Source organism: Streptomyces sp. NPDC047515, from assembly GCF_040643055.1.
Classification (GTDB): Bacteria; Actinomycetota; Actinomycetes; order Streptomycetales; family Streptomycetaceae; genus Streptomyces.
The window spans coordinates 162560-185017 of the sequence record NZ_JBEYTM010000005.1 but is presented as its reverse complement, the minus strand read 5'-3'; the positions used below and the strand labels follow the sequence as shown (position 1 = coordinate 185017).

General features: G+C 71.6%; 20 protein-coding genes. 10 read left to right on the top strand and 10 right to left on the bottom strand.

The features are described 5' to 3' along the window. The first annotated feature begins 81 nt into the window (after positions 1 to 81). The 4 genes from ABZ826_RS06225 (at position 82) to ABZ826_RS06210 (ending at position 4451) form a co-directional block, all read left to right on the top strand. Positions 82 to 1050, top strand: a complete 969-nt coding sequence (locus ABZ826_RS06225; RefSeq protein ID WP_361442954.1) for a hypothetical protein — start codon at positions 82 to 84, stop codon at positions 1048 to 1050. Between the two features lie 100 nt (positions 1051 to 1150). Next, positions 1151 to 2533, top strand: coding sequence for an Ig-like domain-containing protein (locus tag ABZ826_RS06220; protein ID WP_361442951.1), 1383 nt, complete (start codon positions 1151 to 1153; stop codon positions 2531 to 2533). A gap of 118 nt (positions 2534 to 2651) precedes the next feature. Continuing rightward, complete coding sequence (locus ABZ826_RS06215) at positions 2652 to 3590, top strand: class E sortase (protein ID WP_361442948.1); 939 nt, start codon at positions 2652 to 2654, stop codon at positions 3588 to 3590. 24 nt (positions 3591 to 3614) lie between these two features. Next, complete coding sequence (locus tag ABZ826_RS06210; protein ID WP_361442945.1) at positions 3615 to 4451, top strand: phosphate ABC transporter ATP-binding protein; 837 nt, start codon at positions 3615 to 3617, stop codon at positions 4449 to 4451. A gap of 120 nt (positions 4452 to 4571) precedes the next feature. On the opposite strand, the gene ABZ826_RS06205 is transcribed toward ABZ826_RS06210, so the two are convergent. From ABZ826_RS06205 to ABZ826_RS06190, 4 genes are all read right to left on the bottom strand, one after another. Next, complete coding sequence (locus tag ABZ826_RS06205; protein ID WP_361442942.1) at positions 4572 to 6371, bottom strand: hypothetical protein; 1800 nt, start codon at positions 6369 to 6371, stop codon at positions 4572 to 4574. 164 nt (positions 6372 to 6535) lie between these two features. Further along, the gene (locus ABZ826_RS06200) at positions 6536 to 8176 is read right to left on the bottom strand and encodes a phospho-sugar mutase (protein ID WP_361442939.1); all 1641 of its coding nucleotides are present in this window, start codon (positions 8174 to 8176) and stop codon (positions 6536 to 6538) included. A 168-nt stretch (positions 8177 to 8344) separates the two neighbouring features. Further along, positions 8345 to 9169: a purine-nucleoside phosphorylase gene (locus ABZ826_RS06195; protein ID WP_361442936.1), complete on the bottom strand. Its 825-nt coding sequence runs from the start codon at positions 9167 to 9169 to the stop codon at positions 8345 to 8347. 111 nt (positions 9170 to 9280) lie between these two features. Further along, positions 9281 to 9718 carry a gamma-glutamylcyclotransferase gene (locus ABZ826_RS06190; RefSeq protein ID WP_351082125.1) on the bottom strand — a complete coding sequence of 146 codons (438 nt, stop codon included), beginning with the start codon at positions 9716 to 9718 and terminating at the stop codon, positions 9281 to 9283. A 248-nt stretch (positions 9719 to 9966) separates the two neighbouring features. On the opposite strand from ABZ826_RS06190, the gene ABZ826_RS06185 reads away from it, so the two are divergent. Together ABZ826_RS06185 and ABZ826_RS06180 are read left to right on the top strand one after the other, a co-directional pair. Then, on the top strand, positions 9967 to 11406 hold the full coding sequence (locus tag ABZ826_RS06185) for an NAD(P)H-quinone dehydrogenase (RefSeq protein WP_361443155.1): 1440 nt from the start codon (positions 9967 to 9969) through the stop codon (positions 11404 to 11406). Positions 11407 to 11602: 196 nt separating this feature from the next. Then, a complete protein-coding gene (locus ABZ826_RS06180) occupies positions 11603 to 12577 on the top strand; it encodes a DeoR/GlpR family DNA-binding transcription regulator (RefSeq protein WP_361442932.1) in 975 nt (324 codons plus the stop codon). Between the two features lie 193 nt (positions 12578 to 12770). Here the strand turns inward: ABZ826_RS06180 and ABZ826_RS06175 are convergent, their stop codons facing one another. Continuing rightward, positions 12771 to 13370 carry a helix-turn-helix domain-containing protein gene (locus ABZ826_RS06175; protein ID WP_361442929.1) on the bottom strand — a complete coding sequence of 200 codons (600 nt, stop codon included), beginning with the start codon at positions 13368 to 13370 and terminating at the stop codon, positions 12771 to 12773. 165 nt (positions 13371 to 13535) lie between these two features. Further along, positions 13536 to 15290 carry a biotin carboxylase N-terminal domain-containing protein gene (locus ABZ826_RS06170; RefSeq protein WP_361442926.1) on the bottom strand — a complete coding sequence of 585 codons (1755 nt, stop codon included), beginning with the start codon at positions 15288 to 15290 and terminating at the stop codon, positions 13536 to 13538. Between the two features lie 411 nt (positions 15291 to 15701). Here ABZ826_RS06170 and ABZ826_RS06165 point away from each other — a divergent pair, with 411 nt between their 5' ends. Beyond that, a complete protein-coding gene (locus ABZ826_RS06165; protein ID WP_361442923.1) occupies positions 15702 to 16157 on the top strand; it encodes a hypothetical protein in 456 nt (151 codons plus the stop codon). A gap of 181 nt (positions 16158 to 16338) precedes the next feature. Here ABZ826_RS06165 and ABZ826_RS06160 read toward each other — a convergent pair whose 3' ends face one another. The 4 genes from ABZ826_RS06160 to ABZ826_RS06145 all read right to left on the bottom strand — a co-directional run bounded on the left by ABZ826_RS06160 (position 16339) and on the right by ABZ826_RS06145 (position 19143). Then, the gene (locus tag ABZ826_RS06160) at positions 16339 to 16956 is read right to left on the bottom strand and encodes a nucleoside triphosphate pyrophosphatase (protein ID WP_361442920.1); all 618 of its coding nucleotides are present in this window, start codon (positions 16954 to 16956) and stop codon (positions 16339 to 16341) included. Between the two features lie 12 nt (positions 16957 to 16968). After that, complete coding sequence (locus ABZ826_RS06155; RefSeq protein WP_093900106.1) at positions 16969 to 17097, bottom strand: hypothetical protein; 129 nt, start codon at positions 17095 to 17097, stop codon at positions 16969 to 16971. A 229-nt stretch (positions 17098 to 17326) separates the two neighbouring features. Continuing rightward, a complete protein-coding gene (locus tag ABZ826_RS06150) occupies positions 17327 to 17536 on the bottom strand; it encodes an acyl-CoA carboxylase epsilon subunit (protein WP_361442917.1) in 210 nt (69 codons plus the stop codon). Positions 17537 to 17550: 14 nt separating this feature from the next. Further along, positions 17551 to 19143 (bottom strand): acyl-CoA carboxylase subunit beta, encoded by a 1593-nt coding sequence (locus tag ABZ826_RS06145; RefSeq protein WP_361442914.1) that lies wholly within the window; start codon positions 19141 to 19143, stop codon positions 17551 to 17553. Positions 19144 to 19276: 133 nt separating this feature from the next. Between ABZ826_RS06145 and ABZ826_RS06140 the strand changes: the two genes are divergently transcribed. The 3 genes from ABZ826_RS06140 (at position 19277) to ABZ826_RS06130 (ending at position 22435) form a co-directional block, all read left to right on the top strand. Continuing rightward, a complete protein-coding gene (locus ABZ826_RS06140; RefSeq protein WP_361442911.1) occupies positions 19277 to 20143 on the top strand; it encodes a biotin--[acetyl-CoA-carboxylase] ligase in 867 nt (288 codons plus the stop codon). Between the two features lie 228 nt (positions 20144 to 20371). After that, complete coding sequence (locus tag ABZ826_RS06135) at positions 20372 to 21547, top strand: adenylate/guanylate cyclase domain-containing protein (RefSeq protein ID WP_361442908.1); 1176 nt, start codon at positions 20372 to 20374, stop codon at positions 21545 to 21547. Positions 21548 to 21622: 75 nt separating this feature from the next. After that, complete coding sequence (locus tag ABZ826_RS06130; protein WP_361442905.1) at positions 21623 to 22435, top strand: enoyl-CoA hydratase-related protein; 813 nt, start codon at positions 21623 to 21625, stop codon at positions 22433 to 22435. The last annotated feature ends 23 nt before the right edge of the window (positions 22436 to 22458 follow it).

Below are 22458 nucleotides of genomic sequence, written 5' to 3'. Positions count from 1 at the left end.
AAGAATTCTGAATTCTGCTTGAGCGTCCATTCCTTCCAGTCCTTCCATTCCGCGTTTCCGTATGCACGGAGGAGAACAGAAGTGAACGTCAAGTCCCGCGCACGCATCGGTGCCGTTGTCGGTACCGCGGCCCTCGCCCTCGGCGCCATGGCGGCCCCCGCGTCGGCGGACCCGGCCCCCGGCACCTACCGGGTGCTCGCCGGCGTCGGTTCCGACACCACCCAGGACGTCGTGAACGGCCTGGGCACCGCCATCGACGGCGGCGCCCTCATCGCCTCGTACAACGCCACCGGAGCGGCGACGGTCAAGACGCGCGCCACCGGCTGTTCCATCCCGCGGCCGAACGGCTCGTCGGCCGGCATCAACGCGCTGCGCAACGCCGTCGACAACAACACCGGCTGCCTGGACTTCGCCCGCTCCTCGCGCGGGGTCGCGGACAGCTCGACCACCGACCTGACGTGGATCCCGTTCGGCAAGGACGCGGTCACGTTCACTGTACGCGGCGACAGCGCGCTGCCCAAGGCGCTGACGAAGGCGCAGCTCGTCTCCATCTACACCTGCAAGACCACCTCCCTGAACGGAGTGCCGCTGACCCCGCTGCTGCCGCAGTCCGGCTCCGGCACCCGGTCCTTCTTCCTGGGCCGGCTCGGTCTCACCGAGGACACCTTCGGCACCTGCGTCGACGACACGGTCCAGGAGCACAACGGCGAGGCGCTGGACAGCGCGGGCGACATCGCCCCGTACTCCATCGCGCAGTACATCGCCCAGAGCAACGAGCCGGGCGACGTCGTCGACCGGCGCGGCGCGGCCGTGCTCGGCTCGGTGGACGGTGTGGCCCCGCGCAACGCGAACGGCACGCTCAACACCGCCTTCCCCTTCAACCGCGACGTCTACAACGTCGTCCCGACCGCCAAGCTGACCGCCCCGACGATCGCCGCCGCCTTCGTCGGCACCGCGTCCAAGGTCTGCGCGCAGACCGCCGTGATCAACACCTACGGCTTCGGCACCATCGCCAACTGCGGCAGCACCTCGCTCAAGGGCGAGAGCTGATCACCGCACCGTAACCGCGCGACAGCCGGGCACCCCCAGGGTGCCCGGCCCCACGGCGTACCCGCGCGACCACTGCATCCCATTGGGGGGATCCACCACCATGAGACACCTCGCACCACCGAGAACACCTGCAGCCCTGCTGCTCTGCTGCTCGCTCCTGCTCGCCGCGGCGGCCACCGTCCTCGGCCTCGTGCCGCCGGCGCACGCCGACGACACCCTGGGCAGACTGACGCTGCCGGTCACCTCGGGGAAGATCGCCGACAACCCCACCTTCCCCGAGGTGACCACCGACGGCGCCTGCCCCGCCGCCAACGCGCAGATGGTCTCTCTGGTACTCGCGGTGCCGACCGGCGGCACACTGACCCTGGGGAAGACGACGGCCGGGGCCCCCTTCGACCAGGGACCGTTCACTGTCGGCATCCCCGCCGGAAAGGCGCTGGAGACCCTGCTGCGGAACGCGATCCCCGCCGGGCCGCTCGACGGCACCTACGACATCCGGCTCATGTGCCGCGACGCGGGCAACACGGGTGGCACGTACTTCCCCGCGAAGATCCAGGTCACCGGCGACTCCTGGGCCCTTCCGGCGGCCACCGCCACCACGACCGCGCTCACGGCCGCCCCCGCCGCCCCCACCGCCGCGGGCACCGAGGTGAAGCTGACGGCCGCCGTCTCGCCCGAGACCGCCGCCGGAAAGGTCGCCTTCCTGGACGGGGCCACCGCACTCGGCACCGTCGATGTCGCCTCGGGAACGGCCGAGTTGACGACGAAGGCGCTGACCGAGGGCGAGCACACGCTCACCGCGAAGTTCGTCCCGGCGGACACCGCGGCGTACGCGGAATCCGTCTCCGCCGCCGTGGCCCACACCGTCACCGAGGCCGGTACCCCGCCCTCCCCCGACCCGAGCGACACCGGCAGCCCCGCCCCGTCCACGCCCGCCGACCTCGACGTCACCGACGCGGACGGCAAGGCCCTGGAGGTCAACCCGACGCTGACCGCGGGACAGAAGGTCCTCATCACGGCCCGGGGCTACACCAAGAACGCCAAGGTGAAGGTCGCCCTCGCCGACAGTGAGGACACCTTCCCCGACGCCACCGCCGACGCCGAAGGGACCGTCTCCGGCTACGCGTTCACCGTTCCGTCCGGCATCGAGGACGGCTCGTACACCCTCACCCTCGCCGAGGACAAGGCCGACGGCCACAGCGTCGAGTTCCTCTTCGCCATCGGTGACGCACCCGGTCCCGGTCCCGGCCCGAGCGACTCGCCGAGCGCGGACGTCGGCGGCACGACGGGCGGGGCGGACGACGGGGACACCGGAGGCCCGTCCACCGACGGCGGACCGGGCGGCGGCGACACCGCCACGGGCCCGCTCGCCTCGACCGGCACCAGCGCCCTCGCGCTGGGAGCCGCCGCGCTCGCCCTGTGCGGACTCGGCGCCGCGTTCGTGACGCACGCCCGGCGCCGGGGCGGCCTGCTCCGGTTCTGACCTACGGGGCGGGGGCCGCCGGCCCCCGCCTCCCCGCTGCGGCCTCCGTACGCCTCCGTACCGGCCCCGCCTCCTGGCCCGCCCCCGACGCCCCGCCCCGACGAGGAGCGCATCCGACGTGACGACCGTGCTGACTCCGCCCCCACCGGTGACCTCTTCCCCCGTTCCGCCACCACCCCCGACGGGCCCCGACGGGACCCCCCGGCCCCACGCCCGCCCCGGCCTCGCCCTGGCCGGAGCGGCGTTGTGCGTGCTCGCCGCCGTACTCCTCGGCTTCGCCGGCAACCTCACGGTCGTCGGGCACCTTCAGCACGCCCGCGACCAGCAGACCGCCTACGACGAACTGCGCAGGCAACTCGCGCTCGGCACCGCGCCGGTCGGACAGCGCACCTTCGACGACAAACCCGTCCCCATGGGCGCTCCCGTCGCCCTCCTCCGCATCCCCGCGCTCGGGCTGCGCGAGGTCGTCGGCGAGGGCACCACGTCCGGCGTCCTGATGTCCGGGCCCGGCCACCGCCGCGACACCCCGCTGCCGGGCCAGGCCGGCACCAGCGTGATCATGGGACGCCAGTGGGGGTACGGCAGCCCGTTCAACGCGCTGTCCCAGCTCCCGGCAGGCGCGAGGATCGAAGCGACCACCGGTCAGGGCAGGGCGGTGTACCAGGTCCGGGGCGTCCGCCGCCCCGGCGACCGGCTCCCCGCACCCGCCGGGGCCGGGGGCAGGCTCACCCTCGTCACCGCGTCGGGCAGCCCGTACACCCCCTCGGGCGTGCTGTACGTCGACGCCGAGCTCGCCACCCCGGTCCAGCCCAGCCCGCCCCGCCACGTCCGCCTCGGCTGGATCGGCCCCGCCGAGGAGGCGCTCGGCGGGGAGAGCGGCGCCTGGCTCGTCGTCTTCCTCCGGTCGCAGGCTCTGCTCGCCGCCGCGCTCCTGACGGTCTGGCTGCACCGGGTGTGGGGGAACTGGCAGACCTGGATCACCGCCGGACCCGTGCTGGCCGCACTCGGCCTCGCGGTCGCCGGAGCCACCACCCGCCTCCTCCCCAACCTGCTCTGACAATCCAGGAGTTGACGCACCCCGATGACCGAGACCATCCCGCTGCCCGCTGCCGTCCCGAACCGGCCGCGCACGCTCACCGCCTCGCCCGCCACCCTCGAAGCCGAGGCGGTCTCCGCCTGGTTCGGCGACCACAAGGTCCTGGACCGGGTGTCCCTGCACATGCCCGCCCTGGAGGTCACCGCCCTCATCGGCCCGTCCGGTTGCGGCAAGTCGACCTTCCTGCGCATCCTCAACCGGATGCACGAACTGATCGGCTCCGCCTCGCTGGCCGGCCGGGTGCTGCTCGACGGCGACGACATCTACGACCGCGGGCGCCGCATCACCCGGGCCCGCCGCGAGATCGGAATGGTCTTCCAGAAACCCAATCCGTTCCCCGCCATGTCCCTGTACGACAACGTCCTCGCGGGCCTGAAGCTCAACGGCATCAAGGCGGCCAGGGGCAGCAGGGACGACCTCGTCGAGGAGTGCCTGACCAAGGCCGGACTGTGGCGTGAGGTCAAGGACCGGCTCCGCCGGCCCGGCGGCGCGCTCTCCGGCGGACAGCAGCAACGCCTGTGCATAGCGAGGTCGTTGGCGGTGCGCCCCCGCGTGCTGCTGATGGACGAGCCCTGCTCCGCGCTCGACCCGACCTCCACCCGCCGGATCGAGGAGACCATCGCCGGCCTCAAGGAGGAGGTCACCATCGTGATCGTCACGCACAACATGCAGCAGGCGGCGCGGGTCTCCGACCACTGCGCGTTCTTCCTCGCCGAGCAGGGCACACCGGGTGTCATCGTCGAACACGGCCCGACCGGCGAGATGTTCGGCTCCCCACAGGACACCCGGACCGCCGACTACGTGAACGGCCGCTTCGGATGACGTCCGGGGCCTCTCGTTCGGACCATGCCGGGCCGGCCCGATCCGAACGAAAGACCCTGGGCCGTGACCGCCCGACCCCGGCCGCGTCCGCTATCCGATCGAAGGCCGCCCGACAGGCTCTCAGGCGGTGATGGGCCTGGTGCGTGAGCAGTTGGTGAAGTCCTTCCACGGGCGCGTGCCGTCCGGCCCCGGCGCACTCGCGTAGGTCGGGTTGCCGGTCAGGGTCTGCTGCCGGTGCTCGTGGGTGATGTCGATCCCGAAGAGCTTGAAGCCGAGACTGAACTGGCCTGCGGAGAGACCGAATCCGATGCCCAGCGAGGCGTTCCACCAGTCGGTGTCGACCTTGTAGTCCAGCCGCTGCAACTGACCCTTGTCGTGCAGCAGCCGCCGTATCGCGGACGCGTCCCTCGGCAGCGGTTCGGCCATGGAGGAAGGCGACGGCATCGCCTCGTCGGCCGGGTTGCTGCCGCGTCCACGCAGCCAGTCCTCGGCCGTGGCGCTGTCCTTCTCGTCGGAGAGGTCCAGTTCGGCGGCCTCGGTGTGCAGATCCGACTCCGTCTCGCCGCCGCCTCCGCCGATGTCGATGGTCACCGGGCCCGCGTTGGCGCCTCCGCCGACGGACACCCCCTCGGTGCCGCCGCTCTCCTGGCTCGTGGTGATCTTCATCCTCTGCGGGTGGTGCGCCTCGCCCGCCTTCTCCTCGCGGTCGTACGCCTGAGCGTCGTACGTGACGGCGACCTGCTGCATCCGCGATCCGCTCGCCTGGCCGCCGGGACCGATCGAGCCGTTGAGCGAGAAGGTGTAGACGAAGGTGATCTTCCCGGTGTCCGGGCCGGTCTTGTGGCGCATGACGACCACATCGTTGCTGAGCGCGCCCGACACGCCCTCGGCGGAGACGTTGCCCACGCTCTTGGTCTCCGGCACGTCCTTGATGACGCTGTTGGACTGGGCGTTCTTGATGAGCTTGTCGAGGGCCTCGCCCTTGACGCCCGGGTTGTTCTTCGTCACCTCGTCGGCGATGGTCTTCCGCAGGGCCGCGACCTCTTTGTCGTTCTTGGCGTACTTGCCGCCGAAGCTGACGCTGCCCGAGGCCTCGGTGGTGGTCTTGGTGATGTCGATGTCCGGAGCGCGCTCCGGATCCACGTCGGGCTTGTCCTTGTCGGCCCAGTAGCTGCAGATCATGCCCAGTTCGGAGGCGCGGGGGCCGGTCTTGTTACGGCATTTCTCCGCCTTCTTGAGGTACTCGGAGAACTGTTTCGCCTCGTCGAGGTTGGCCGCGAGGTCGGCGTTCGGATCATCCGTCCTGTGCGCGTCGAACATCCACTGTCCGCCGCTGCCGCTGCCTCGTAGGTAGCTGCCGCTGAGCGACGCGCCGCCGCCCCACTTCTTCAGGCCGGGAATGCTCGCACCGATCGAGCCCGAGACGCCGCCACCGGTGGTGCTCATCCGCTCCAGGGTGACCGAGCCGTCGGACCACTGCGAGAGTTTGACCTGCTCGGAATGGCTGATCTTGATGAACAGGATCTGGACGACCACCGTGTCCTTCGTGTCGTCCACGGCCAGCAGGCACCGGGCGGGCTGGAGCGGATCGCTCTCGTCCGGGGCGTCCGGTGCGGGGGACGCCGGCGGCGCCGGATCGGTGATCGGTTCTCCCGGATCGGGCTCCGGCGAATCCGGCTCCTGCGGTCCGGGCGTTTCCTGCCCGCCTGTGGCAACGTTGTCAGAGTCGCAGGAACCACCGCCCCCTGCGACCTGCACCAGCCGGCACAGCGCTGTTCTGAGGCCGTCGTTCAGCCCGGTCGAGATGGTCGTGGTCACGATGGCGCCGACCAACAGCGTCACCAGGGTGATGAGACCGAGGTATTCGACGGCGGTCTGCCCCCGGTCCGTCCTTCTTCGATGCCCGCTCTTCGTCCGCATGCCTGTGAGCCCCCCTGCGTGACCCGCTCGACCGACCCCCGTCTGCCGTGGGCAGCGTAGAAGCGGAAGAAGCGATCCCGAGAGGGTCACAGGACCCAGTTCCGGGCCCATACGCCGGCTGGGCCCGGAACCTCGGACAGGTCCCGGGCCCAGCCGGCGCGGTGTCAGATCCCGGCTGCCGCCGCCAGGTCCCGCTTGATCCCGGCGAGCAGCCGAGCACCCTTCGCACGGGCCGCGGGCAGCTCCTGCGCCGAACCGACCGGCACCACGACCTCCAGATAGCACTTGAGCTTCGGCTCGGTGCCGCTCGGGCGGACGATGACCCGGGCGCCCTGGAGCCGGTAGCGCAGCCCGTCGGTGGGCGGCAGCTGCCCGCTGCCCCGGGACAGATCCTCTGCCGAGGTGACGGCGAGTCCGGCGAGCGTGGCCGGAGGCTGCTCGCGCAGCCGCCGCATGGCGTCCGCGATGACCGACAGATCCTCCACCCGGACCGACAGCTGGTCGGTCGCGTGCAGCCCGTGGGCGACCGCGATGTCGTCGAGGAGGTCGAGGAGCGTACGCCCCCGCTCCTTGAGCACGGAGGCGAGTTCGGCGACGAGCAGCGCGGCCGTGATGCCGTCCTTGTCGCGCACGCCGTCCGGGTCGACGCAGTAGCCGAGCGCCTCCTCGTACCCGTACCGCAGACCGTCCACGCGGGCGATCCACTTGAAGCCGGTGAGGGTCTCCTTGTACCCGAGGCCCGCCTTCTCGGCGATCCGGCCGAGCAGCGAGGAGGACACGATCGACTCGGCGAGGACACCGGTCGCGCCGCGGTCCACCAGATGGGCGGCGAGCAGCGCGCCGACCTCGTCGCCGCTCAGCATCCGCCAGCCACCGTCGGCGGCCGGGTCCGGGACGGCGACGGCGCAGCGGTCGGCGTCCGGGTCGTTGGCGATGACGATGTCGGGGTCCGTACGGCGCGCGGTGGCGAAGGCGAGGTCCATCGCGCCGGGCTCCTCCGGGTTGGGGAACGCGACGGTGGGGAACGCCGGGTCGGGCTCGGCCTGTTCGGCGACGAGCACCGGGGCGGGGAATCCGGCGCGGTCGAAGGCGGCCGTCAGCACGGACGTACCGACTCCGTGCATCGCCGTGTACACGACGCGGGCGGTACGCGGCGATCCGGCGGCCAGCACGGTGTCCGTACGGGCCAGGTAGGCGTCCAGGACCTCTTCGCCGAGGACCTCCCAGCCGTCGTCGGGGCGGGCCACGCTGTCGAGCGGGCCGACCGCGGCGATGGCGGCGGCGATCTCGCCGTCCGCCGGGGGGACGATCTGCGAGCCGTCGCCGAGATAGACCTTGTAGCCGTTGTCGCGGGGCGGGTTGTGGCTGGCGGTCACCTCGACGCCCGCGACGGCGCCCAGGTGCCGTACGGCGTACGCCAGCACGGGCGTGGGCAGCGGGCGGGGGAGCACCGCCGCGCGCAGGCCCGCGCCGGTCATCACGGCCGCGGTGTCGCGGGCGAAGTCGGCCGACTTGTAGCGGGCGTCGTACCCGATGACGACGAGTTCGCCGGCCTGCCCCCCGGCCTTCAGGAAGGCGGCGAGCCCGGCCGCGGCGCGGCTGACGACCGAGCGGTTCATCCGCATCGGTCCGGCGCCCAGCTCCGCGCGGAGTCCGGCCGTGCCGAACTGCAGCGTGCCGGCGAACCGTGCGGCGAGCTCGTCGAGGTCCTCGGCGGCGATGAGCTTGGCGAGCTCGTCGCGGGTCTCGGGATCGGGGTCCTCCGCGAGCCATGTCCTGGCCCGCGCGATGAGGTCCTGCTGCACGGTGTCCGCCTTTCTGCGGGATGGGGTGGGGCTCGTCACTGTCGAGCCCCGTCCGGCGTTCGAGGAGCGGGCGTCCGGGGCGGCGCCCCCGGTCACGGGCAGGGGACGGGCCCGCCACGGGCGCACCGCACCCGCATCGCACCCCGCCCCCGGCACCGCCGGATCCGCTCAGATCCGTTCGAGCACCCGTGCCAGCAACGCCCCCATCCGCGTGGCCGAATCGCGCCCGGCCTGCAGCACCTCTTCATGGTTGAGCGGCTCGCCGCTCAGGCCCGCCGCCAGGTTGGTGACCAGGGAGATGCCCAGCACCTCGGCCCCCGCCTCCCGTGCGGCGATCGCCTCCAGCACGGTGGACATGCCGACCAGGTCGCCGCCCATGACACGGACCATGTTGATCTCTGCGGGGGTCTCGTAGTGCGGGCCGGGGAACTGCACGTACACACCCTCTTCGAGGGTCTCGTCGACCTCCTTGCACAGCGCGCGCAGCCGCGGGGAGTACAGGTCGGTCAGGTCGACGAAGTTGGCGCCGATGATGGGGGAGGCCGCGGTCAGGTTGATGTGGTCGCTGATCAGGACCGGCTGGCCGGGGCGCATGCCCTCGCGCAGACCGCCGCAGCCGTTCGTCAGGACGACGGTCTTGCAGCCGGCGGCGACGGCGGTACGCACCCCGTGGGCGACGGCGGCGACGCCGCGGCCCTCGTAGAAGTGCGTCCGGCCGAGGAAGACCAGGGCGCGCTTCTCGCCGATCCGGTACGAGCGGATCGTGCCGCCGTGGCCCTGCACGGCGGGCGCCGGGAAGCCGGGCAGGTCGGTCACCGGGAACTCGGCCTCCGGGGTGCCGAGCGCATCGACCGCGGGTGCCCAGCCGGAACCCATCACGAGCGCGACGTCGTGGGTCTCGGCGCCGGTCAGCTCGCGCAGGCGGGCGGCGGCGTCGTCGGCGGCGGCGTACGGGTCGCCCTGGATGTTGTCCGGAATAACTGATGCGTTCACGCGGATGAGGGTAACCGGTGATTCCCTACGCGCGTAGATGCTCATGCGCAGAGTCTGCACTTGCTTCCTCGTACATTCACACAAAAGCGCTGGTCCGCCGGGTCGGCGGGGTCAGCAGGGTCGCTTGCGCAGTTCCATCACATAGTCGTGCGGCGCGCCCGCGGACTCCGCGGCATCAGCGATCTCGCCCAGATAGCGCGCGGACGGCAGCCCGCCCTCGTACCCGTTCAGCACATACATCCAGGCCGGCTCCTCGCCGTCCAGGGTGTGCACGCGCACCCGCATCCGCCGGTAGATGTCCAGGCCGACGCCCTCCCACCGGTCCATGGAGTCCTCGTCCATCGGCGCGATGTCGTACAGCGCCACGAAGACCTGGGAACGGGGGGCCTCCACGACCGTGGCGAGCGCGCCTTCCCAGCCCATCTGCTCCCCGCCGAAGGTCAGCCGCCAGCCGTTGAGCCAGCCGGTGCCGCGCAGCGGGGAATGCGGTGCGCGGCGCGTCATCAGCCGCGCGTCGAGGTTGCCGGCGTACGCGGCGTAGAGCGACATGGGTCCGAGGGTACGGGAGGTGATGGGGAGAACGTCGATTCCTGTGAGGAAGACCCCGTACGGGGTTCCGATTCCCGTCCCGGACCCCCGTCGAGCACGCCTCGGCTCACGCATGGAGGGCCCCGGGACGAAGCACCTTGGCGCGTGCGGGACAATGAAGTACGTACTGCATTCCCCGGGGCGACCCCCCGGACCCCCGGCCGGGGCAGCGGACGGCCGCGGGATGACACATGCGAGGCGGACTTTTCGTGACCCGGATCGTGATCATCGGCGGCGGACCCGGCGGGTACGAGGCGGCGTTGGTGGGCGCCCAGCTCGGCGCGGAGGTGACCGTCGTCGACTGCGACGGTCTCGGCGGCGCGTCCGTGCTCACCGACTGCGTGCCCTCGAAGACCCTGATCGCGACGGCCGAGGTGATGACCACCTTCGACTCTTCGTACGAGGAGTTGGGCATCATCGTCGCGGACGACACCCCGCACACCGAGCAGGCGGCCCGCGTCGTCGGCGTCGACCTCGGCAAGGTCAACCGGCGGGTGAAGCGCCTGGCGCTCGCCCAGTCCCACGACATCACCGCCTCCGTCACCCGTGCGGGGGCACGCGTGATGCGGGGCCGGGGCCGCCTCGAAGGCCTCCAGGCCGCCGACGGCTCCCGCCAGGTCGTCGTGACCGCCGCCGACGGCACGGAGGAGTCGCTCACCGCCGACGCCGTGCTGATCGCGACCGGCGGTCACCCCCGGGAGATTCCGGATGCGCTCCCCGACGGCGAGCGCATCCTGAACTGGACCCAGGTCTACGACCTCGACGAACTCCCCGAGGAGCTCATCGTGGTCGGCTCCGGCGTGACGGGCGCCGAGTTCGCGGGCGCCTACCAGGCGCTCGGCTCGCGCGTCACCCTCGTCTCGTCCCGCGACCGGGTGCTGCCGGGCGAGGACCCGGACGCGGCCGCCGTGCTGGAGGACGTCTTCCGCCGCCGCGGCATGAACGTCATGGCCCGCTCCCGCGCCCAGGCGGCCAAGCGGGTCGGCGACCGGGTCGAGGTCACCCTCGCCGACGGCCGGGTCATCTCCGGTTCGCACTGCCTGATGGCGGTCGGCGCGATCCCGAACAGCGCGGGCATGGGCCTGGAGGAGGCCGGGGTCCGGCTCAAGGAGTCCGGCCACATCTGGACCGACAAGGTCTCCCGCACCAGCGCCCCGGGCGTCTACGCGGCCGGTGACGTCACCGGGATCTTCGCCCTCGCCTCGGTCGCCGCCATGCAGGGGCGGATCGCGATGTACCACTTCCTGGGCGACGCGGTGGCGCCGCTGAATCTGAAGACGGTCTCCTCGAACGTCTTCACCGACCCCGAGATCGCCACCGTCGGCTACAGCCAGGCCGATGTCGATGCCGGCCGGATCGACGCCCGGGTGGTCAAGCTGCCGCTGCTGCGCAACCCGCGCGCCAAGATGCAGGGCATCCGTGACGGCTTCGTCAAGATCTTCTGCCGGCCCGGCACCGGGATCGTGGTCGGCGGCTGCGTCGTCGCGCCGCGGGCGAGCGAGTTGATTCACCCGATCTCGATCGCGGTCGACAACAATTTGACGGTCGAACAGATCGCAAACGCTTTCACCGTGTATCCGTCCCTGTCGGGATCGATCGCGGAAGTGGCCCGTCAGTTGCACACCCGCAAGCTCGCGGGCGAGGCGTGAGCTCCTCCAAGAGGCTTCGGAGCCCGTAAATCCCCGGCAACTCCCGGCAAGTCGGGTGGCCGGGTGACCGCCGGGCGATCAGTACGGAACAACAAGGGGGCCGCCCCTACCACTTGGCGGCCCCCTGTATGCGCAACTTCTCTTATTCGGCGCAAACTGCTGAAAACACTCGGGCAGTCACGTTACTGTCAGTTTCGTGTTCGCTGCAGAACGTCGTCAGTTGATCCTCGAAATGGTGCGTGCCAACGGGGCGGTATCGCTCCGTGAGCTCGCCCGCGTCGTCCAGACCTCCGAAGTGACCGTACGGCGGGACGTGCGGGCACTGGAGGCAGAAGGACTCCTCGACCGCCGGCACGGCGGTGCGGTTTTGCCGGGCGGTTTTACGCGGGAGTCCGGCTTTCCGCAGAAATCCCATCTCGCGACCGCGGAGAAGACCGCCATCGCCGACCTGGCCGCCGGTCTCGTCGAAGAGGGCGAGGCCATCGTCGTCGGTGCCGGTACGACCACGCAGGAGCTGGCCCGCCGGCTCGCGCGGGTCCCCGGTCTGACCGTCGTCACCAACTCCCTGCTGGTCGCCCAGGCGTTGGCCCATGCCAACCGGGTGGAAGTGGTGATGACCGGCGGAACGCTGCGCGGCTCCAACTACGCCCTGGTGGGCAGCGGTGCCGAGCAGTCCCTCCAGGGGCTGCGGGTCTCGCGCGCGTTCCTCTCCGGGAGCGGCCTCACGGCGGAACGCGGCCTCTCCACGTCCAACATGCTCTCGGCGAGCGTGGACCGGGCCCTGGTGCAGGCGGCGGCGGAGGTGGTGGTCCTGGCGGACCACACCAAGCTCGGCTCCGACACCATGTTCCAGACGGTGCCGACGGATCTGATCACCCGCCTGGTGACGGACGAGCCGCCCGGCCACGACGACCGTGCCGCCACCGAACTGCAGGCCCTGGCGGATCAGGGGGTGCAGATCGCGGTGGCCGGCGCGGGCAGCGGCCCCGCACCGGCCGAAGCCCTTCCCCCGGGCCGTCAGGCCCGCCGCGACATGCCGCTGCCCGGTCAGCGCCGTACGCGCGGAGGCGGCCCCGGGGGGCCGGGCCCGCAGCAGTTGCGCAGCGCGGCGGGCCTGGCGGAACAGGGCCAGGGAGACCGGGCGAGAGTGGCGGATCTGCGACGCCGGTAGGGCGCGGTGCGGTGCGGGTGCGGTTCGTCAGCCGCGGGCCCGTTCCGCGCCGCACCCGGCGGAATCAAGCCTTTCCGGCGGTCGACGACCGGGGGATCCGGAGGCAGCGCCACCGGTCACGGGCAGGGGCGGGCGGAGGGGCGAGACCCGCACCGCGGCCCCGCGACGCCTGCGGTCACCCGCACCCGCCCCCTCAATTCGCCTCCACGTTCGGCCCCTTCAGTCCCTGCAAGGTCAGCATCAGCAGCCGGCTCGCCAACTCCGGGTCGTCCGGCGACTGTTCCGCGGTCAGCGCGATCGCGTTCGTCAGCTGCATCAGATCGTCTATGGACACGTCCGACCGAACTGCCCCGCTCGCCTGAGCCCGCTCCAGCAGCACCGCTCCCGCCTCACGCAGTGGCACATTGCACTGCGACAGTGCCGAAGTCTCGTCCCGTGACGTCGACATGAGCGCCTGGGCGAGCCCGCGGTACTCGCCCGCGTGGGTGATGATCGCGCCCAGCCACTCCACCAGACCCCGGCACGGCTGCTGTGCCCCCGCGAGCTCCCGGGACCGGTTGATGAGGGAGGTCAGGGCCTCCTGGAAGACGGCGTTCATCAGCGCGTGCCGGTTCGGGAAGTGCCGGTACAGCGTGCCGATCCCGACGCCCGCGCGTCGCGCGATGTCCTCCAGGGACGCGTCGGTGCCGTGTTCCGCGAAGGCGGTACGGGCCTCGCCCAGCAGCCGGTCGTAATTGCGGCGCGCGTCGGCGCGCATGGGCCGGGCCGATGTCTGTGCCGTGCTCATCGCCATTGCGCAGTCCTCCCTTTTTCCGCCCTGGGGTCCAGGATGCCATCGCGTATCCGGAGGGAGTATCCGCATCGTTTCGGAGGGAACCTCCGAGTGAACGGGCGGGGCCCCTGCCGAGTCGTACGACTCCGCAGGGGCCCCGGCGCGAGGACAGGCCGACCTCGTGGGTCAGTCCTTGATCTCGCAGATCACGGCGCCGGACGAGATCGAGCTGCCGACCTCGGCGGCGAGTCCCTTGATGGTGCCGGCGCGGTGCGCGTTGAGCGGCTGTTCCATCTTCATGGCCTCCAGGACGACGACCAGGTCGCCCTCCTGGACCTGCTGGCCCTCCTCGACGGCCACCTTGACGATGGTGCCCTGCATCGGGGACGCCAGCGTGTCGCCGGAGACCGCGGAGCCGGACTTCTTCGCCGCCCGGCGCTTGGGCTTGGCGCCCGCCGCGAGTCCGGTACGGGCCAGGCTCATCCCCAGCGACGAGGGCAGCGAGACCTCAAGACGCTTGCCGCCGACCTCGACGACGACGGTCTCGCGACCGGTCTCCTCCTCCGCCTCCACGTCGGCGGCGGCGGTGAAGGGCTTGATGTCGTTGACGAACTCGGTCTCGATCCACCGGGTGTGGACCCGGAACGGGTTACTGGTGAACGCCGGGTCGGCGACGACCGCGCGGTGGAACGGAATGGCGGTGGCCATGCCCTCGACATCGAACTCGGCCAGCGCGCGCGCCGCCCGCTGCAGCGCCTGCTCACGGGTCGCGCCGGTCACGATGAGCTTCGCCAGGAGCGAGTCCCAGGCGGGCCCGATGACGGAACCGGACTCCACGCCCGCGTCGAGGCGGACACCGGGGCCGGTCGGCGGGGAGAAGACGGTGACGGTGCCCGGGGCGGGCAGGAAGCCGCGGCCCGGGTCCTCGCCGTTGATCCGGAACTCGAAGGAGTGCCCGCGCAGGGCCGGATCGCCGTAGCCGAGCTCCTCGCCGTCGGCGATGCGGAACATCTCGCGGACGAGGTCGAGGCCGGTGACCTCCTCGGTGACCGGGTGCTCGACCTGGAGCCGGGTGTTGACCTCCAGGAACGAGATGGTGCCGTCCGTGCCGACGAGGAACTCCACGGTGCCCGCACCGACGTAACCGGCCTCCTTGAGGATGGCCTTCGACGCCGCGTACAGCTCCGCGTTCTGCGCCTCGGAGAGGAACGGCGCGGGGGCCTCCTCGACCAGCTTCTGGTGGCGGCGCTGGAGCGAGCAGTCACGGGTGGAGACGACGACGACGTTGCCGTGGGTGTCGGCCAGGCACTGCGTCTCGACATGGCGCGGCTTGTCGAGGTAGCGCTCCACGAAGCACTCCCCACGGCCGAACGCCGCCACGGCCTCACGGACCGCGGAGTCGTACAGCTCCGGGATCTCCTCCAGCGTGCGCGCGACCTTCAGCCCGCGACCGCCACCACCGAAGGCGGCCTTGATCGCGATCGGCAGCCCGTGCTGCTCGGCGAAGGCCACGACCTCGGCGGAGCCCTCGACCGGGTCGGGCGTGCCGGCCACCAGCGGGGCACCGGCACGCTGTGCGATGTGCCGGGCGGCGACCTTGTCGCCGAGGTCCCGGATCGCCTGCGGCGGCGGGCCGATCCAGGTCAGGCCCGCGTCCAGCACGGCCTGGGCGAACTCGGCGTTCTCCGACAGGAAGCCGTAGCCCGGGTGGATCGCGTCCGCCCCGGAGTCCTTGGCAGCCTGGAGCACCTTGGCCATGTCCAGATAGCTGGCGGCCGGGGTGTCACCGCCCAGGGCGAATGCCTCGTCGGCCGCACGCACATGCAGAGCGTCGCGGTCCGGGTCGGCGTAGACGGCCACGCTCCCGATCCCGGCATCCCGGCATGCCCGAGCAACACGGACAGCAATTTCGCCACGGTTGGCGATGAGCACCTTGCGCACGATGGCTCCCTCCTTGAAACAAGCTGAGTTTAGGGACTACCGACACGGCCCTACGACCCGTCCCCAATGGTGAGCTTGCCCACACGGAGGGTGATTCGAGGCTTCCTCAAGTCGCGAAATCCCTTGTGGCACCACGGTACGCCCGGATCCATGACCGCACAGTAGCCACGAGGTGTGGTCCAGGTCTCTGTTCGCGCAAGCGGCCCAGCCCGGCGTTTCTTTGTCGAGTCCCCACTAATGGGCGAACGATTCTTTGCCCGACGCACGAGGGGTGCGACAAGCGGGGCGCGGCGGAAGCGCACGGGTGCGTGTCAGGAGTGCGGGGCGCAGGCGAAGGGTGCCGGGGCCCTTGTCCCGGGCGTTACCCATTAGTAGGGTCCGCGCTATCGCACGTACTGCAGGTAACAGGGGGTGAGCGCCGTGGTGCGCAGACCGGTGGCGTTCGTGACGGCGATCGTGCTGTTCGTGGAGGCCGTGGGCATCGTGGTCGTCAACGGCATCCTGGCGACGGTCGTCAAGAACCAGGACATGTCGCTCGCCGGGCTGGAACCCGCCGCCATGGTCAACGGCACCTGGGTGATGGGCGGTGTCTTCGGCGCGTATCTGCTGCTGTGCGGGCTGGTCCTCCTGCTGGCCGGCATCCGCGACCGGGCCCCCGGCCGCATCGGCCGCATCGCCCTCATCACCTGCGCCGTGGTGCACGGGGTGCTGGGCGCGCTGACGGTGGGGCTGGTCGGCTGGGCCGCGTTCGCGTGCCTGATGGTGGTGCTCGGGCTGATCGTGCTGGCGCTGGTGGCGTACGGCCCCGAGTCCGGGACCGGCCGGCCCGCCGAGGACGCCGAGCCGAACGCTCCCGCTCCCGTCTGACCCGGACGGCCCGACCCGGACGGCCCGACCCGGACGGCCCGACCCGGACGGCCCGGTCCGGACAGTCTTCAGCCGGCCCGACTCGAACGGCCGAACCGGACCGACGGGTCCGAACGGTCCGGCTCGGCCGGCCCGACTCCAACGGCCGCACCGGACGGTCCGGCGGGGTGGGCGGTCCGGCTCAGCCGCGGACCCACAGCTCGGTGACGGAGATCCCCAGCTCGTCCAGCAGCCGGCGCAGCAGCGGCAGCGAGAGCCCGATGACATTGCCGTGGTCGCCCTCGATGGAGTCGACGAACGGCGCCGAGCGGCCGTCCAGCGTGAAGGCGCCCGCGACGTGGAGCGGCTCGCCAGTGGCCACGTAGGCGGCGATCTCGGCGTCCGTCGGTTCGCCGAAGCGGACGGTCGTGGACGCGGTCGCCGAGGCCGTACGGCCGGTCGCGGTGTCGATCACGCTGTGGCCGGTCCGCAGCACTCCGGCCCGGCCGCGCATGGACTTCCAGCGGGCGATGGCCTCCTCGCCGTCGGCCGGCTTGCCGAGCGCCTCGCCGTCGAGTTCGAGCACCGAGTCGCACCCGATGACCAGGGCACCCGCCGCCTCGGGCCGGCCGGCCACCGCGGCGGCCTTGGCCTCGGCGAGCACGAGCGCCAGCTCGGCCGGTGTCGGGGCGCCCAGCGCGTCCTCGTCCACCCCGCTGACGATCACCTCGGGTGCGAATCCGGCCTGGCGCAGAAGGCCGAGGCGGGCGGGGGAGGCGGAGGCGAGCACGAGACGGCGCTGATCAGTCATACGCGCCATCGTAGAAGCCCCTCACCGTGTCCCGAGCACGAACATCGCGACCACCATCGCGAGCGCGAGCACCAGCCCCGCGCGCCGCATCATGTCCTGGGCGTCGCGCAGTTCCTTCGGCGGCTTGTTCTCCGGGTCGGACCACAGCATGGGACCGATCCTGCTGCGGGGCCGGACGACGCGCCTGAGTACGGGTACTCAGGCGCCCTGGTGCGTACGGGCCAGATCGCGCCCGTACGCAGCGAGGTCCGGACCCGAAGGGGCCCGGACCTCCGAAAACACGTGCGGACGGGTGGCGGTCCGGTGCGCGATGGGGTGGGGATCCGGGCCGATCCGGACGAAAGACCCTGAGGGCTGTCCCGGGATTGCGGGGCGCCCCTCAGCCGGGCCAGTACGTCCGCGCCCAGGCCCGCGGCCCCGGCAGATGGCGTTCGCGCCGGGCGATGCGTCCCGGGTCGGACCACTGACCGGACAGCGCCGGAGCACCGGACGACACCTCGGACACCGATACCCCGGCGCGTGCCCGGACCACCGCCAGCGCGGCAGCCAGCTCCTCAGGGGTCGGGTTGCCCCGTACGACCTTGATCATGGCCAGGACCCTTTCTAGAGGGGGATGTTGCCGTGCTTCTTCGGGGGCAGCGACTCCCGCTTGGTGCGCAGCTGGCGCAGCGCCTTCACGATGTGGGCGCGGGTGTCGGACGGCATGATCACCGCGTCGACGTAGCCGCGTTCGGCCGCCACGTACGGGTTGAGCAGGGTGTCCTCGTAGTCCGCGATCAGCTCGGCGCGCTTGGCCTCCGCCTCGGCGGGGTCCGTGACGGCGGCGATGGCGCGGCGGTGCAGGATGTTCACCGCGCCCTGCGCGCCCATCACGGCGATCTGCGCGGTCGGCCAGGCGAGGTTGATGTCGGCGCCCAGGTGCTTGGAGCCCATGACGTCGTACGCGCCGCCGAACGCCTTGCGGGTGATCACCGTGATCAGCGGGACCGTCGCCTCCGCGTACGCGTAGATCAGCTTGGCGCCGCGGCGGATGATGCCGCCGTACTCCTGGTCGACGCCGGGCAGGAAGCCGGGTACGTCGACGAAGGTCAGGACGGGCACGTTGAAGGCGTCGCAGGTGCGGACGAACCGTGCCGCCTTCTCGCTCGCGTTGATGTCCAGGCAGCCGGCGAACTGCATCGGCTGGTTGGCGACGATGCCGACCGGATAGCCCTCGACGCGCCCGAAACCGGTGAGGATGTTCGGGGCGAACAGGGCCTGGGTCTCCAGGAACTCGCCGTCGTCCAGCACGTGCTCGATGGCGGCGTGCATGTCGTACGGCTGGTTCGCCGAGTCCGGGATGAGGGTGTCGAGCTCGCGGTCCTCGTCGGTCGTGGCGAGGTCCGCCTCCTCCGGGAAGGCCGGTGCTTCGGAGAGGTTGTTCGAAGGGAGGTACGACAGCAGGGACTTGACGTACTCGATGGCGTCCTTCTCGTCGCCCGCCATGTGATGCGCCACCCCGGAGGTGGTGTTGTGGGTGCGGGCGCCGCCGAGTTCCTCGAAACCGACGTCCTCACCGGTGACGGTCTTGATGACGTCGGGACCGGTGATGAACATGTGCGAGGTCTGGTCGACCATGACGGTGAAGTCGGTGATCGCGGGGGAGTAGACGGCGCCGCCCGCGCACGGTCCGACGATCAGCGAGATCTGCGGGACGACACCCGAGGCGTGCACATTGCGGCGGAAGATCTCGGCGAACAGACCGAGCGCCGCCACGCCTTCCTGGATACGGGCACCGCCGCCGTCGTTGATGCCGATGACCGGGCAGCCGGTCTTCAGCGCGAAGTCCATCACCTTGACGATTTTCTCACCGTAGACCTCGCCGAGCGATCCGCCGAAGATGGTGAAGTCCTGCGAATACACGCAGACGGGGCGGCCGTCGACCGTGCCGTAGCCGGTGACGACGCCGTCCCCGTACGGGCGGTTCTTCTCGATGCCGAAGTTGGTGGAGCGGTGCCGGGCGAACTCGTCGAGCTCCACGAAGGAACCCTCGTCCAGCAGAAGGTCGATCCGCTCGCGGGCGGTCAGTTTGCCCTTCGCGTGCTGCTTCTCGACCGCGCGCTCGGAGCCCGCGTGCGTCGCTTCGTCGATTCGGTGCTGCAGGTCCGCGATCTTGCCCGCGGTGGTGTGGATGTCGATCTCTTCCGGCTCGGACATCGGGTGGCGGCTCCCTGCCTGGTCACGGGGACGACTGTGCTGCTGATCAGGTACTGAACACCTACTGATCCGTAGGGTATCGGCGCCGATACGGTTCGGCAGTGCGTCGTTTGCCACACCTAGTCTGGCTTGCATGACACCTTCGGATGCGCCTCACAGCCGCTGGTCGGACCTGGACCGGCCGCCCCTCAACGTCCCCGCCCTGCGCCGCGGACTGCTGCGGCCGGGCGGCCTGTGGACCTCGCTCGACGTCGTGGAGACCACCGGGTCCACCAACTCCGACCTCGCCGGACAGGCGGCGGCGGGCCTCGTCGAAGGCGCCGTGCTGGTCGCCGAGGAGCAGACCGCGGGCCGCGGGCGCCTGGACCGCACGTGGACGGCCCCGGCCCGGTCGGGTCTGTTCTTCTCCGTCTTCCTGACGCCCGGCGACGTCCCGGTCCGGCGGTGGGGCTGGCTGCCGCTGCTCACCGGCGTCGCGACGGCGACGGGCCTGGCCCGCGCGGCGGGCGTGGACACGGCCCTGAAGTGGCCCAACGACCTTCTCGTGACAGTGGCGGGCGAGGAGCGCAAGGCGGGCGGCATCCTGGCCGAGCGCGCCGGGAACGGCGTCGTCGTCGGCATCGGCCTCAACGTGTCCCTGCGCGCCGATGAACTCCCCGCCGCCACGGCCGGCTCGCTGGCCCTGGCCGGAGCGGTCTCCACCGACCGGGAGACGCTGCTGCGCGGCGTACTGCGCTCACTGGAGCATTGGTACGGCCAGTGGCACGCGGCGGAGGGCGACCCGGCGGCGAGCGGACTGCAGGAGGCGTACGCGGCGGGCTGCGCGACCCTCGGCCGCACGGTACGGGCCCAACTGCCCGGCGACCGCACGCTCACCGGCGAGGCCATGGCGATCGACGGCGACGGCCGCCTGATCCTGTCCACCGACGACGGTCTCCAGGAACCCGTCTCGGCGGGCGACATCGTGCACCTGCGGGGCATCGGCGGCGGCCTGGTCTGAGAGGAGGCACGATGATCGCCCCCCGGGCCCGCCCGGACCCGTACCGAGGCACGGGACGTGCTCTTCCGGAAACCCCCCACCGGCGGAAACCACCCACGCCCTCTGGCTCACCCAGGAACATTTCCGGAGGCCATGGGGACGTGAGCCACGGCACACCTGCCGTATCGTTGAGGCGATCCACCGACAGATCGGCAGGGCAGTGCGCAGGGAACGGGCAGGAGGCGGCTGGTGACCGTCGACGACACGACCTCCGGTGCGGGCGCGGAGCCCCCGTCGGAACCCTCGGTCCACCCGACACCGCATCACGAAGTCGACCATACGGCGGAACCGACCGACGACCCTCTCGCGATCCGGCTGGAACAGCTGATCCTGGGCGCCGACCGTCGCTACACGCCGTTCCAGGCGGCCCGTACCGCCGGTGTCTCGATGGACCTGGCCTCCCGGTTCTGGCGGGCCATGGGCTTCGCCGACATCGGGCAGGCCAGGGCGCTCACCGAGGCCGATGTGCTGGCGCTGCGCCGGCTCGCGGGGCTCGTCGAGGCGGGGCTGCTCAGCGAGCCGATGGCCATCCAGGTGGCGCGGTCCACCGGGCAGACCACCGCCCGGCTGGCGGAATGGCAGATCGATTCCTTCCTGGAGGGGCTGACCGAACCGCCCGAGCCCGGAATGACCCGCACCGAGGTCACGTACCCGCTGGTGGAGCTGCTCCTCCCGGAGCTGGAGGAGTTCCTGGTGTACGTGTGGCGGCGCCAGCTCGCCGCCGCCACCGGCCGGGTCGTGCAGGCCGCCGACGACGAGGAGATGGTCGACCGCCGCCTGGCCGTCGGCTTCGCCGACCTCGTCGGATTCACCCGGCTGACCCGGCGGCTGGAGGAGCAGGAGCTCGGCGAGCTGGTCGAGGCGTTCGAGACCACTTCGGCCGACCTGGTCGCCGCCCACGGCGGCCGGCTCATCAAGACCCTCGGCGACGAGGTCCTCTTCGCCGCCGACGACGCGGGCACCGCGGCCGAGATCGCGCTGCGTCTGATCGAGGCGATGACCCAGGACGAGACCATGCCGGCGCTGCGGGTCGGCATCGCGTTCGGCACCGTCACCACCCGAATGGGCGATGTCTTCGGTACGACGGTGAACCTCGCGAGCCGGCTGACCTCGATAGCCCCCAAGGACGCCGTGCTGGTGGACGGGGCGTTCGCGGAGGAGCTGACCCGTACCGGCGACGCGCCGGTCTCCGAGGCGCAGGCGGCGGAGGAGGCCGCCGCGGCCGAGAAGGAGCGCCGGGACGGCATGGAGCCGTCCGTGCCCACGTACCGCTACGGGCTGCAGCCGATGTGGCAGCGTCCGGTGCGCGGCCTCGGCGTGGTGGAGCCCTGGCTGCTGGCGCGCCGGGGCGCGTCCCGGGCCTGAACGCGCCCGGACCGCTGTCCGGGAAGCCCCATAGGATCCCTCCGGCAACGATCGTTAACCGGAGGGGTGCCAGTCATGACCGTCACGTCCGAGCAGCGGTTCGGGGAATTCGTCGTCGTACGGGTCCACGAAGGGCAGGAACACGTCGCCGAGCTGGTCCTCGACCGGCCGGGGGCGATGAACGCGGTGTCCACGGACATGGCCCGCTCGATCCATGCGGCCTGTGCCGCGCTCGCCGCCGACCCGGGCGTACGGGTCGCCGTCCTCACCTCCAGCCATGAGCGGGCCTTCTGCGTGGGCGCGGACCTGAAGGAGCGCAACTCCTTCACCGACGCCGAGCTGCTGCGTCAGCGCCCGACGGCACGCGCCGCGTACACCGGCGTACTGGAACTGCCGATGCCGACCATCGCGGCCGTGCACGGCTTCGCACTCGGCGGCGGATTCGAGCTGGCCCTGTCCTGCGACCTGATCGTCGCCGACCGCACAGCCGTGGTGGGGCTGCCCGAGGTGTCGGTCGGTGTCATCCCGGGCGGCGGCGGCACGCAGTTGCTGCCGCGGCGGATCGGCGCGGCGCGCGCCGCCGAGCTGGTCTTCACGGCGCGGCGGGTGGAGGCGGCCGAGGCGCGCGAGACGGGGCTGGTCGACGAGCTGGTGGAGGCGGGGCGGGACCGGGAGGCCGCGCTGGCGCTCGCGGGGCGGATCGCCGCCAACTCCCCGGTGGGGCTGCGGGCTGCCAAGCGCGCGCTGCGCCTGGGGCACGGCCTCGATCTGCGGGCCGGTCTCGAAGTCGAGGACGCCGCCTGGCGGTCGGTGGCCTTCTCCGGCGACCGGGCCGAGGGAGTGGCCGCGTTCAACGAGAAGAGGAAGCCGAACTGGCCCGGTGAGTGACGTTGCGCGTTCAACGAGACACG